9 protein-coding genes are annotated in these 13,251 nt (G+C 75.0%); 7 read left to right on the forward strand and 2 right to left on the reverse strand.

Translation table 11 applies throughout. The features are described 5' to 3' along the window. The first annotated feature begins 154 nt into the window (after positions 1–154). From ACFV1L_RS06985 to ACFV1L_RS07005, 5 genes are all read left to right on the forward strand, one after another. Positions 155–2,107, forward strand: coding sequence for an ATP-binding protein (locus ACFV1L_RS06985; RefSeq protein WP_380363601.1), 1,953 nt, complete (start codon positions 155–157; stop codon positions 2,105–2,107). After that, entirely contained in the window at positions 2,104–4,437 is a 2,334-nt protein-coding gene (locus ACFV1L_RS06990; RefSeq protein WP_380363603.1) for a tetratricopeptide repeat protein, read from the forward strand. The genes ACFV1L_RS06985 and ACFV1L_RS06990 overlap by 4 nt, the downstream gene beginning before the upstream one ends. A 217-nt stretch (positions 4,438–4,654) precedes the next feature. Beyond that, positions 4,655–6,370, forward strand: a complete 1,716-nt coding sequence (locus tag ACFV1L_RS06995; RefSeq protein WP_380363605.1) for a threonine/serine exporter ThrE family protein — start codon at positions 4,655–4,657, stop codon at positions 6,368–6,370. A gap of 46 nt (positions 6,371–6,416) precedes the next feature. Next, entirely contained in the window at positions 6,417–7,376 is a 960-nt protein-coding gene (locus tag ACFV1L_RS07000) for a hypothetical protein (RefSeq protein ID WP_380363606.1), read from the forward strand. A 166-nt stretch (positions 7,377–7,542) separates the two neighbouring features. Then, positions 7,543–8,814, forward strand: coding sequence for a C40 family peptidase (locus tag ACFV1L_RS07005; RefSeq protein WP_380363607.1), 1,272 nt, complete (start codon positions 7,543–7,545; stop codon positions 8,812–8,814). 12 nt (positions 8,815–8,826) lie between these two features. On the opposite strand, the gene ACFV1L_RS07010 is transcribed toward ACFV1L_RS07005, so the two are convergent. Next, positions 8,827–10,134, reverse strand: a complete 1,308-nt coding sequence (locus ACFV1L_RS07010; RefSeq protein ID WP_380363609.1) for a hypothetical protein — start codon at positions 10,132–10,134, stop codon at positions 8,827–8,829. Between the two features lie 123 nt (positions 10,135–10,257). Between ACFV1L_RS07010 and ACFV1L_RS07015 the strand changes: the two genes are divergently transcribed. Then, positions 10,258–11,550, forward strand: coding sequence for a GNAT family N-acetyltransferase (locus ACFV1L_RS07015; RefSeq protein ID WP_380363610.1), 1,293 nt, complete (start codon positions 10,258–10,260; stop codon positions 11,548–11,550). A gap of 42 nt (positions 11,551–11,592) precedes the next feature. Here ACFV1L_RS07015 and ACFV1L_RS07020 read toward each other — a convergent pair whose 3' ends face one another. Beyond that, complete coding sequence (locus tag ACFV1L_RS07020; protein WP_380363612.1) at positions 11,593–12,360, reverse strand: TetR family transcriptional regulator; 768 nt, start codon at positions 12,358–12,360, stop codon at positions 11,593–11,595. A gap of 364 nt (positions 12,361–12,724) precedes the next feature. Here ACFV1L_RS07020 and ACFV1L_RS07025 point away from each other — a divergent pair, with 364 nt between their 5' ends. Continuing rightward, on the forward strand, positions 12,725–13,219 hold the full coding sequence (locus tag ACFV1L_RS07025; RefSeq protein ID WP_380363613.1) for a GNAT family N-acetyltransferase: 495 nt from the start codon (positions 12,725–12,727) through the stop codon (positions 13,217–13,219). Positions 13,220–13,251: the final 32 nt, after the last annotated feature.

Genomic DNA, 13,251 nt, shown 5'->3' on the forward strand with positions numbered 1-13,251 from the left:
TCCTCGTCGGAGGTAATTGCCCTGGTATTCCGGCGGGTTGGGGCGATCGTGGTCGATCGGCCGTGCGCCGGGCGGAAGTTGACCGAGTATCGACAGGAAGGGGGAATTCGAAAACGGTGGTCGCCAGATAGTCGTACTGGCACACTGGGGCCTCATGTCTGATGGCCTTCCCCCCGCTTCCGGCGCCGACGGAAGTGGCGCCGAATTCCCCGCGTCCGAGAAGCCGGAGAATCTCCGCACCACCGAGGTCGACCTCGGCGGCCTGGTGGGCGTGCTCGCCACGCACCTCTACTCGACGCCGCTGGTGGCGCTGCGCGAACTGGTGCAGAACGCCCACGACTCGCACACCCGGCGCAAGCTGGAGGACCCGGAGAGCGCCTACCGGCCGCTGATCCGGGTCACCGGCGACCCGGCGGCGCGGACGGTGGCGATCGAGGACAACGGGGCCGGCCTCACCGAACCGGAGATCCACGCCTACCTGGCCACCGTCGGCACCGGCTACACCCGCATGCTCCGCGACCTGACGGGCAACCAGGAACTCATCGGTGCCTTCGGCCTGGGATTCCTGTCGGCGTTCTCGGTCGCCGACGAGGTGACCGTCACCACCGCCTCGCACCGCGAACCGCACGCCGCGCACACCTACCGCAGCCGCGGCGGCGAGCAGTACAGCGTCGAGCCCGCCCCGCCCCGCCCCGCGCCGGGCACCGTGGTGACGCTGCGGCTCAAGCCGGAGCACGCCCACCTCGCCGACGAGGAGGCGCTGCGCGAGGTCCTGGCCCGCTACTGCGTGCTGCTGCCCATCGAGGTGTACGTCGGCGACGACGAACAGGCCGTCAACACCGTCGCCGTGCCCTGGCGGCAGGACCTGCCCGGCTCGCCCTACCTGCACCGGATGCGCTTCGCCACGGCCTTCGCCCGCAGCTTCGAACCCCTCACCGCGTTCCCGGTCCACCCCGCCGACGACCGCACCGACGCCGTCGGCCTGCTCTGGGTCCAGGACGGCGGCACCTACGGCTCCACCGACAACCGCGACCTCGCCGTCTACCTGCGCGGCATGCTGCTCGCCGACGACGCCCGCGACCTGCTGCCCAGCTGGGCCGGATTCATCGGCGGCGTGGTCGAGTCCACCCGGCTCACCCCCACCGCCAGCCGTGAGGACCTGCAGCGCGACGAGCACTACCGCGCCCTCCAGCAGGCCCTCGCCGACGCCATCGTGGACGGCCTCTACGAGACCGCCCGGCTCCACCCCGCCGCCTGGCGGCGCATCCTCGCCCGGCACGGGCAGGAACTGCTCGGCGCGGCCCTCTGCGACGACCGGCTGTTCACCCTGCTCGCCGACGACGTCCCGGTGCCCACCTCGCAGGGCGAACTGACCGCCGGCGCCCTGCGAGCCGCCGGCTCCGGCGCCGTGCACGTCGCCCTCGGCAGCGGCGGCGGCTTCGAGGAGATGCTCTACCGCGCCATGCAGGTGCCGATCGCCCGCGGCGACCGGTACGCCGTCCTGCCGTTCCTGCGCCGCTACGCCCAGCTGCGGGACTGCCGGATCGTCGAACTCGGCAGCGAGAGCGGCAACCGCGAACTGTTCCGCGCCCCCGACCTGCCGCTGCCCGCCGAACAGCACGCCTGGCTGAGCGCCGCCCTCACCGACGACGGCGAACAGCTCGTCCCGGCCCGGTTCGACCCGCCCGGGCTGCCGCTGGTGCTGGTTCCCGACCGCGAGGCCGAACTCAAGGCCCGCATCGAGGACGACAAGGCCGACGCCCGGATCCCGTCCGCCGCGCTGCGGCTGGCCCGCGCGTTCACCGCCCGCACCGACGGCACCGTCAAGGCCCGGCTGTACCTCAACCTGGCCTCGCCCGCCGTGCACGACCTGCTGGCCGCCTACCGCGCCGGGCACACCGGGGCGGCCACCGCCGCGTCGCTGCTGCGCTCGCTGAAGGTGATCATGGCGGCGGCCTCCGGCTCGGCCGGCGGCGACCTCACCGCCGCCCTCGGCGGGATCTCCACCGCGGTCGCCGCGCTCACCGCCGCCGTCCCCGCCGACGGCCTGTCGGTGGTGCCCGACACCATCTCCGCAGACACTCCGCAGGGGGACGAGGAACGATGACCACCGACATCTGGTCCTGGGTGCACGACACCCACCGGCAGCTCGCCGAGTCCGGGCAGCACCGGCTGGCCGACGCGCTCGCCGAGATCGCCGGACACGCCGTCGAGGGCCGCAACGAGCAGCTCGACGCGATGTACCCCGAGGCACTCGCCTCCGCCCGGGCGCTCGGCCTGCCCTGGGTCGAGGTCTTCCTGCGGCACTGGCGGCTGCAGAACCTGCTGAACAAGCGCCACCAGGGCGAGGCCGCGATGGCCGAGGCGGTGTCGCTGCTGGAGTTCGCGCACCGCGAGGAGACCGCGTCCTGCCCGCAGTCCGTGTGCGCCGTCCAGGACTTCACCATCTGCCACGCCAACATCGACGGCCCCGGCTACGTGCCCGAACGGCTCGCCGTGCTGGAGGAGACCCTGGAACGGGTCGAGCCCGCCCGGGCCTGCTTCGACTGCCTGTCCCGCGAGTACGCCGACACCCTGGAGGACGACGGCCGCCCCGCCGACGCCCTCGCCCACCTCGACCGCGCCCAGACCCGGATCCGGGCCGCCGGCGAACAGGTCTCGCTGTCCTTCGCGCACAGCCGGGTCTCCGCCCTGCACCGGCTCGGCCGCCACCAGGAGGCCCTGGAGGCGTACGACACCGCCGAACACGCCTACGTCGCCGCCGGACACCGCCTCGACGACGACGACCGCCGCAAGCTCGCCGTCGGCCGCGCCCTCCAGCACGCCGCCCTCGGCCGTACCGGAACCGCCCTCGACCTGCTGCCCGACGCCGAGGAGGCCGACCGGTACGCCGACATCCGGCACCGCTGGACCGCCGCCGTCGAACTGCTCGCCGCCGCCGGCGCGTTCCCCAACGACGCCGCCCTCGGCGCCCGGCTGGCCGGCTGGGCCGGCGAACTCGACGCCGCCGGCTCCCACCGCCCCTGCCTGAACCTGGTGCTGACCGCCGGCCGGCTCGCCCTCGCCCGCGGCGCCCGCGAAGTCGCGCTCACCCTCGCCCGCACCGGCGAACGCAAGCTCGGCCAACTGCGCCGCACCGACGGCGTCACCGAGCAGGTCGCCGCCCTCCGGGCCGCCGCCGAAGCCCTGCCCCGGCCCGAACTGCCCGTTCCCGCCGGCGACCTGCCGCAGTGGCTGGCCGACCACCGCCCCGACCCGGAGACCGGCGCCGACCTGCTCGCCGCCGCCCTCGCGGAGAGCCCGGAGCCCGAGTCCGTCCTGGTGCTCAACCTGGCCGGCGCCCTCGGCGCCCTCGGCCACACCCGGGCCGTCACCGAACTGCTCTGGGCCCAACTGGACGTCGATCCCGGCAGCGACTACCTGACCGGCATGCTCGGCCAGCTGCTGATCGACGCCGAGGACGGCGACGGCGTCGACCGGCTCGCCGCCCGGCTGTCCGACGCCCCCGCCGACGCGCACTGGCTGCGCGCCCGCTGGGCCGCCGCCCAGGGCCGGTGGGCCGAGGTCGGCGAACAGTGCGCGGCCGTCCTCGCGCACGAGCCCGACGCCCTCAACACCCGCCGGCTCGCCGCCAGCGCCGCCACCCGCCGCGGCGACCACGCCGAGGCCCAGCGGCTCTACCAGGAACTGCTGGAGCACGCCCTCGACGCCGCCGAGGCCGGCGAGGACGAGGAGCACCGCACCGTCCAGAACTCCGACCTGTGGCACCTGATCACCGCCGCCACCGCCAACCGCGACTGGCCGGCCGTCCGCGCCGCCGGCGCCCGGATCGGCATCGAGTTCGACGCCGACAGCGGCCCCGTCGACGAGGAGTGGCAGCTGATCGAGGTGCGCGCCCCCCGCCACAACGGCACCACCGTCGACCTGCCCGCGCTGCGCACCGGCCCGGCCACCGCCCGGGTGCTGCCGGTGCTCGGCGACGACCACGACCTCAACCACGGCGACGTGGTGGTGTTCGCCCCCGCCGTGCTCAACGACCGCCCCGAGCCCGGAGAGGAGGACGACTGGCACCCGGTCTTCGAGTTCCTCACCCTGCTCGACCCGGCCGGCTACACCACCTACTGGATCGACGGCTGCTGCCCCGACGACGACACCTGGTACGCCCTGCGCGGCGCCCTCCAGGAGGCCGGGTACGCGGTGTGGGCCTACAGCGGCGACCACTACCGGATCACCGACCCGCACCACGACGGCGAGACCCTGCCCGGCATCTACGCCGCGCTCGGCGTCCCGCCGACCTCCTCCGCGAAGGAGGCCGACGCCCTGCTCGCCGAGCTCACCGCGCACTGGCCGCACCCGCTCGCCTGGCCCGCCCTCGCCGAGGCCGCCGGCGCCGACCTGGCCCGGCACCGGAAGATCGTCGACGACTACGACCTGTAGACGCCCGCCCCGGCCGCCCGCACCGTCCCACGATGCGGGCGGCCGCCCCGGCCCATAGCCGGTCAGCACGTCGCAACTGATGACATATCGGACGCCGACGGGTGGGCGGGCCCGGCCGCGGCCACCCCTTGTTCGCACCGCCGCCGACGATCGGGCAAGGTGGGAGCCAGTAGGCAGCCCGGTCGGGCGGCTGCCGGGGAGGCGGAGGAAGGCAACCGTGTCCGATCGCAAGCCGGAGGGCGCACCGGCGCAGGAGGCGCCGCCCACCGAAGGGCTGCTCGGGCCGGACGCACCACCGATCGAACGGCCCGTCAGCGTTCCGCACGCGCCCGCGCCCGCCCAGACCGAGGGCCTGCTCGGCCACACCGTCCCCGACGCCGCCGAGGCCGTCCGGGCCCGCAACCCGCTCCACCAGGACACCCTCACCCCCGAGGAGTGGAACGCCGCCGGCTACACCCCCGCGCACGGCCTCGACCTCACCGAGCTCCACAAGGGCGCCCCCGGCGAAGCCCCCTGGCCGGACCGGATGCGCACCCTGCTGCGCACGCCCATGGCCGAGCGCCCCGCCTTCGAACGGACCCCGCGCGAACTGCACCCGTCCGCGGGGGCGCAGACCCAGCGCAACGTCCCCCGGATCCTCGACCTGTCGCTGCGCATCGGCGAACTCCTGCTCGCCAGCGGCGAGGCCGCCGAGGACGTGGAGGCCGCGATGCTCGGCATCGCCCACGCCTACCGGCTCGACCACTGCGAGCCGCAGGTCACCTTCACCCTGATCTCGATCTCCCACCAGCCGTCGTTGATCGACCCGCCGGTCACCGCGGACCGGGTGGTGCGCCGCCGCACCTCCGACTACACCCGGCTCGCCGCCGTGTACGAGCTGGTCGCGGACATCACCGCGGAGAAGGTCACCGTCAACGACGCCTACCGGCGCCTCGCCGAGATCCGCCGCAACCGCCACCCGTACCCGGCGTGGCTGCTGGCGCTGGCCACCGGACTGCTGGCCGGCGCGGCCTCGTTCCTGGTCGGCGGGCAGGCCGACGGCAAGGCCTGGCTGGTGTTCGGCGTCGCGTTCGTCACCGCCGTGGTCGGCGACCGGCTGGCCTCCTTCATCGCCCGCCGCGGACTGCCCGAGTTCTACCAGTTCGTGGTCGCCGCGATGCCCGCCGCGTTCTGCGGCATCCTGCTCTCCTTCAACGAACTGCACCTGCGCGGCTCCGTGGTGATCACCGGTGGGCTGTTCGCGCTGCTCCCCGGCCGGGCCATGGTCGCCGCCGTCCAGGACGGCCTGACCGGCTTCTACATCACCGCCGCCGCCCGGCTGCTCGAAGTGATGTACCTGATCGCGGGCATCGTCATCGGCGTGATGCTGGTGCTGTACATCGGCGTCAACTACAACGCCCGGCTGCGGCCCGACGAGAGCCTCGGCGGCACCACCAACCCGCCGCTCCAGCTGCTCGCCGCGATGGTGCTGGCGCTGGCCTTCGCCATGCTGCTGCAGACCGACCGGCGCTCGCTGCCGATGGTCGTGCTGAACGCCGGCATCGGCTGGTCCACGTACGGCGTGCTGGTGCAGAACGCGTCGATCTCGCCGATCGTCGCCACCGGCCTCGCCGCCGGACTGGTCGGCCTGTTCGGCCAGCTGCTCGCCCGCTACCGGGCGGCCTCCGCGCTGCCGTACGTCACCGCCGCGATGGGGCCGCTGATGCCCGGTTCGGCGCTGTACCTGGGCATGCTGGCGTTCGCCCAGGGCCACGCCTCCAACGGGCTGGTGTCCGCCAGCCGCGCCGTCGCGCTCGCGCTGGCCCTGGCCATCGGCGTCAACCTCGGCGGCGAGGTGGCCCGGCTGTTCCTGAAGAACCCCGGCGCCAGCGACCGCGACGCCCCGCACCTGCTCATCCCGCGCCGGGCCGCGAAACGCACCCGAGGCTTCTGACCCGCCGCCGGACCCGGCGGCCGAACCGAACCGAAGGCACCACCCGATGCTCAGTGCACTGCTCGACGGCTACCACCACCACATCGTGGACGCCCACAAGCAGCCGCTGTTCCTGCTGCTCGTCGGGTTCATCGCCTCCTTCGTCTGCATCCGCTTCAGCACCCGCATGATCCGCGCCCAGGTCCGCTGGTGGCCCGGCAACATCACCCCCGGCGGCCTGCACATCCACCACATGGTGTTCGGCCTCGGCTTCCTGCTGCTCGGCGGCATCGGCGTGTTCGCCACCGGCGGCGGCCGGCCGTGGATCGACTGGTTCGGCCTGTCCTTCGGCATCGGCTGCGGCCTGGTGCTCGACGAGTTCGCGCTGATCCTGCACCTGGACGACGTGTACTGGAGCGAGCAGGGCCGCAAGTCCGTGGACGCGGTGATCCTCGGCATCCTGCTCACCGCGCTGCTGCTCACCGGGTACGTGCCGCTCGGCGTCGTGCCCGGGCAGGACACCCGGTGGGGGCTGGTCGCGGTGATCACCGGCAACGCGCTGGTCTGCCTGACGGCCCTGCTCAAGGGCAAGGTCTGGACGGGGCTGCTCGGCATCATGGTGCCCGGCCTGTCCTGGATCGGCGCGATCCGGCTGGCCCGGCCGTCCAGCCCCTGGGCGCGCTGGCGGTACGCCGGCCGGCCCCGGCGGATGGCCCGCGCGATCCGCCGCGAACGGCGCCTGCACGCCCGCACCGACCGGGCCCGCACCTGGCTGTTCGACCTGATCGCCGGGGCGCCCGACAAGGTCCCGGCCGGCCACCCCAAGGCGCACGCGGTCGCCGAGCGGATGGCCGCGAGGGCGCTCGCCCACCGCCGGCCCGCGCTCCCGGCCGGCGGCCGGCGGACCGCCGCCGCGCCCGCCACCGACCCGGCCCGGCGGGCCCGCGCCCAGCGCCGCCGCCGCACCGTCCGGGCCGGGCGGCCGCGCACCACGGCCACCGGCAAGCCGCCGCAGCGGGCGCGCTGACAGGGCGGTCCACCGGACCGGGACACCGGGGAGCGTCCGCTCCGACAATCAGACATCTCACCCGGCCGGCCGCATGGCGATGGCGCTGACGCTCCGTCAGGTCTGAGAATCTGGCGGTGCGTGACCGAAATGTCACGTCATGGGAAAGTCCGAGAGAGGACCCGACATGCCGCGCAGGCTCCTCCCCGCCCTCCTCCTCGCCTCCGCCGCGCTGCTCGCCCTGCTGCCCGCCGCGAACGCCCCCGCCGCCGCGGCCGCCCGGCCCGCCGTCCGCGCCGCCGACGAGCCGCAGCCCGGCGGCGAGGCGTACCCGTCCGCCGAGGACGTCGCCCGGGCCAAGGCCGACGCCGACGCCAAGGCCGGTGCCGCGGCCGCCGTCGAGGCCCGGCTCGCCGCCGCCCGCACCGAACTCGACCGGGCCGGACAGAACGCCGAACAGGCCGTCGAGGCGTACAACGGCGCGCTCGTCCGACTCGGCAGGGCCCAGCAGGCGGCCAGGGCCGCGGCCGACCGGTCCGCCGCCGCCGAGCAGAGCCGTGCCGCGGCCGCCGACCGGGCCGCCGGACTGCTCGCCGAGATCTACCGGCAGGGCGCCTCCCCGCAACTCTCCGCCCTGGACGCCCTGCTGGGCGCCCGCGGCACCGGCTCGCTGTCCGCCCAGGCCAGCGCGATCGGCACCGCCGGCGCCCAGACCCGGCAGATCCTCGACGACGCCACCGCCACCGCGAGGGCCGCCGCCCGCGCCGCCGCCGACGCCCGCACCGCCGAGACCGACGCCCGCGCCGCCGCCGACACCGTCCGCACCGCCAAGGACACCGCCCAGCGGCGGCTCGCCGACCAGCAGCGCCAGGTCGCCGAGATCGGCCACCGGCAGGACACCCTGCTCGCCGAACTCGCCGCCGCCCGGGACACCAGCGTCGACCTCGAACGCCAACGGCAGGACGCCCTCGCCGAGATCGCCCGCCGCGAGGCCGAGGAGGCCGCCCGCCGGGCGGAAGCCGAACGCGCCGCCGCGGCGGCGGCCGAGGCCGCCCGGCTCCGCCCCGCCCCGCCCCGCGAACGCCCCTGGTCCGCCGAGGGCGCCGAAGCCGCCCTCGCCTTCGCCCGCTCCGTCCTCGGCCTGCCCTACATCTGGGGCGGCGAAGGCCCGCAGGGCTACGACTGCTCCGGCCTGACCATGATGGCCTGGCGCCGCGGCGGCAAGAACCTCCCGCACTTCGCCGCCGACCAGTACGCCGCGTCCACGCCCGTCGGCTACGCCCAACTCCGCCCCGGCGACCTGGTCTTCTGGACCAGGACCGGCCGGGCCGCCGACATCTACCACGTCGCCATCTACCTCGGCGACGACCAGATGATCGAAGCCCCCCGCCCCGGCACCGCCATCAAACAGGCCAGCCTCTGGATCATGGGCCGCCCGGACTTCTACGCCCGCCCCTGACGGGTCGTCGGCTCACAGGCGGTGGACGGGGGAAGTCTCGTCCGGCCAGAGCCAGTCGGTGGGGCCGTACTGCTTCTTGAGGGCGTTGCGGGCGCGGGCCAGGCCGGCGAGGGCGGTTTCCACGGCGGTGGGGAGGTCGGCGAGGTCGGCGGGGACGGGGACGCGCAGGAGGGTGTGCTGCTTGCGGTGGGTGAGGAGGAGCTCGCCGGCGGGGGTGCAGTCGAGCAGGGTGAAGTGGACGAGGGGCTTGAACGGCTTGTCGGCGGTGGGGAGCCGGGCCCGGAGGGCGCCGTCGGCGGTCCAGGCGTACAGGCCGTAGCGGTTGAGGTGGAAGGCGCGGGCCCGGTGCGGGTCGGCGGCGACGGTGAAGTCGAAGCCGGTGAACGGGCTGTCGCGGTAGAGGTCCAGGCCGCCGAGGCGGCCGCGGACCGTGCCGCGGTCGTCGAGCAGGGTGAAGCTGAACTCCTGGCCGCGGCTGCCGGAGCGGAAGGTGTGGCCGAACACCGGGACGACGAACAGGTCGTCGCCGAGCGCGGACGGCCGGCTCATGAACGACCGGTCGTAGCCGTACAGGCTGCGGTGGGTGCCGGTGAGCTCGGTGAGGGCCTCGCCGAGCGACGGCGACGGTCGGTTGGCGCCCGCCACCGGGGCGTCCCCGTACCGGATGTGCGGGTAGCCGTCGGCCTCGGTCTGCCGGGGCGTCGTCGGGTCGAGCGTGGCGATGGCGCGCAGCTGCGGCTTGTGGCCGGGGGCCAGGAGGTCGCCGGGTTCGGTGACGGCGACCAGGTTGAGCATCGCGCCGGCCCAGTTGTTCACCTTGTGCTCGGCGGCCGTGCACAGCAGCCGCCCGCCCGGCGTCACCGCGACCGACGCGGCGAACGGGTCGCCGGCCGGCCCGCCCGCCCGCCGGTCGGCGTCGAACATCGACCAGCCGGCCCGCACCTCGTCCAGGTCGGGGGAGAGCAGGTGGGTGCTGCCGGGCCGGGTGCTGACCACCAGTGAGCCGTCCGGGAGCACCGCGAGGTTGGCGTCGCTGCCCCAGGCGACGGTCGCCACCCGGCCGTGCGCCTCCTTGCCGAGGACGGCGGCGGCGACGGGCGTCCCGTCGGGGGCGTAGCGGGTGATCGTCCGCTCGCTGAAGCGGGGCAGCGCCGGGTCCCTGGGGTACCGCTCGTGCCGCCACAGGATGCTGAGGACGTAGGTGTCCCCGGCCGGGGTCGCCACCGCGTGCTCCGCCTTCAGGCCCCAGTCGTGCGCCTCCGGGTCGAGGCCGTGGCGGCGGACCAGCGAGGCGGGAACGGTGACGGGAAGCAGGGTCATGACCGGCATTGTTCCGGCTGCCGCCGACAGCTCCTGACGCGCCGTCGGGAGCGGTGCCCTCGGCCGGCGGCGCGCCGGGAAAACCGGATGACTGCTTTCCGGACGCCGCCGTACGGTGGCCGGATGGGCAACGACGCGCAGCAGGGCACTGACCAGGGCATCGAGATCCGGCCGATCGTCCGCGAGGAACTGGCCGTCTGGGACCGGGCGATCGCCCGCGGCTTCATGCGGCCGCACGTCGCCCCGGCACGGGAGTGGCGCGAGCTGCTGTTCGAGCCCGGGCGGATGCAGGCGGCGTTCGACCACACCGACCCGACGCCGGAGGGGCCGCGCTGCGTCGCCACCTTCCGCAGCTTCGACACCGAACTGACCGTCCCCGGCGGCGCGGTGCTGCCGGTGGACGCGATCAGCGCCGTCACCGTCAACGCCACCCACCGCCGCCGCGGCCTGCTCAGCGGCATGATGCGCCACGACCTGGCCGCCGCCCGCGAGCGCGGCGCGGCCGCCGCGATCCTGATCGCCGCCGAGTACAACATCTACGGCCGGTTCGGCTTCGGCCCCGCCACCCGCAGCGGCGGGCAGCGCGTCGACGTGCTGCGCTCCGGCGGCCTGCGCGCCGGGCTGCCGGTCCACGAAGGGCACCGGATCGGCTTCGCCACCCTCGACGAGGTGCGCCGGTTCGGCCCCGAGCTGCACGAGCGCTGGCGGCGCACCCAGCCCGGCGCGATCGGCCGCCCCGCCAGTTGGTGGCAGCTGCGCACCGGCGGCATCGACCTGCCCGGCTTCGACTGGAAGGAGGGCTTCACCGCCCTCCACCGCACCGCCGACGGCACCGTCACCGGCCTGATCACCTACACCGTCGACGAGAAGTTCGACGGCTCCTACCCCGACTGCCCGCTGAACGTCCGGGACTTCCTGGCGGTGGACCGGCGGACCGCCAACGCGCTGTGGGCGTTCGCGTTCTCCGTCGACTGGGTGCGCCACGTGGTCGTCCCCAACCTGCGGCCCGACGACCCGCTGCCGCTGCTGCTGAACGAGCCGCGCGCCGCCCGCCCGCACGAGGACGACGCCGACTTCCTGTGGCTGCGCCTGCTCGACCTGCCCGCCGCGTTCGCCGCCCGCCGGTGCGCGGCCCCCGGCCGGGTGGTCCTGGACGTCTCCGACCGCGAAGGCTGGACGGCCGGCCGCTGGGCCCTGGAGGCCGCCGCCGACGGCACCGCCCGGATCACCCGCACCCAGGACGACGCCGACCTCGCCCTCGGCGTCGCCGAGCTGGGCACCCTCCACCTCGGCGCCGACACCGCCACCCGGCTGGCCGACGCCGACCTGGTCACCGAGCTCGCCCCGGGCGCCGCCGCCCGCGTCGACAGCCTGCTGCGCACCGACCGCGCCCCCTGGAACCCCGACGTCTTCTGACGGGTCGTCACCCGGCGGCCGGGCCGGCGGGGAGGGCCGCCGTCACTTGACGGCGGTCTTCCCTATGGTCGGGAGGATGAAGTCCTGGATCAGGCCCTTGGCGTCGCGCACGATCGGGCGGAATATCCGGTACCGGGACAGGTTGATCACCCGGGCGGCCATCGGCGTGGAGCGGCGGACGAACTCCCGGGTGCGCTCGGTGTCGTCGGTCCGGTCGAAGACCCAGTAGAGCACCACGACCATCAGGTGCAACCACAGGACGTCGGGCAGCAGTTCGACCAGTTCGGCGTCCAGCTTCGGGGCCAGCTCGGAGCCCTGCAGCACCTCGCGGAACAGCTCCACGGCGGTGGCCCGGGCCGGGTGCGACTCGTTGGAGAACGGGCTGAGCGAGCTGGTCGGGTCGGCGGCGGTGCGGAAGAACTGGGCGGCGAACTCGTGGTACGGCGCGGCCGTGTCCAGCCAGGAGGTCAGCGCGATCTCCAGCCGCTCGGCGAAGTCCTTGGTGCCGGCCATCCGCTGCCGGGCGTCGGCGGCGTGGTCGTACGTCATCCGGTCGTAGAACCCCTGGATCAGGAATTCCTTCGCGGAGAAGTAGTAGTAGGCGTTGCCGACCGAGACGCCCGCCTCGGCGGCGATCGCCCGCATCGTGGTCTTCTCGTAGCCGCGCTCCTGGAACAGCCGCATGGCGGTCTCCAGGATCAGCGCCCGGGTCGCCTCGCTCTTGTCCGTCTTCGGCTGGGCACGGCCGCCCGCAAGTTCGGGGGCGGGGCCGCCGCTCTCCGGTTCGTTCCGGTCGCTCGCGCTCTCCACGCCGTCCGACACTACCGGGCCCCGTCGGCTCCGATCCCCGTCGTCTGCTGGCACCTTCGCCCCGCCTTGCCGTTCGCTTCGCCCCGGTCACCTGTGGAACCGAGCCTAGCCCGGGACCGGGACAACTCCGGACCGGGAGGGCGAAACGGCCTCCCGGCGGACCGGCCTCCCCCGGCGGCCCCGGTGCCCCCCGGCACCGGGCGCGCCGTCCACCCGCCCCGGCCGTCCGCCCGTCGCCCGGGCAGGCGGACGGACCCCCTCCTCGGCCGGGGCCGAACAATTTCGAACGCGTTCAAAACTGCTCGGGACGACTGTAGGGCACCGGTTGAACGCGTTCAACCCCCCGGTGTGCAAGGCTGGCGGCATGCCCGCCACCCTGCGCGAGGGCGGCCCGGCCGACGCCGCCGCCGTCGCCGCCCTGCTCACCGCCAGCCGCCGCAGCGCCTACGCCGGACTCGTCCCGGACGCGGCGCTCGCCGCCGACAGCGAGCAGCCGCTGCTGTGGGAACTCCGACTGGCCGCGGACTACGGCCCGCCCGCCGACACCCCGACCCTGCTGCTCGCCGACGACCCCGACGGCACCCTCGCCGCCTTCGCCCACCTGGTCCCGGACGGCCCCGTCGTCCGCCTCGAACACCTGCACGTCCGCCCCGGCCGCACCGGCACCGGCCTCGGCACCCGCCTGCTGCACGCCGCCCTCGCCCGCCACCCGGACCGGCCCGTCCGCCTCGACGTCCTCGCCGCCAACCGGCGCGCCATCGCCTTCTACGAACGCCACGGCGCCCGCCGCCTCGCCCACGGCACCGCCCACTTCCCGGACGGGACGGCACTGCCGGAGTACGAGTACGGCTGGCGCTAGCCGCCGTGCGGGGCCCGCGGGCTGACGGGCCG

It is taken from the genome of Kitasatospora sp. NPDC059646, assembly GCF_042734615.1.
Classification (GTDB): Bacteria; Actinomycetota; Actinomycetes; order Streptomycetales; family Streptomycetaceae; genus Kitasatospora.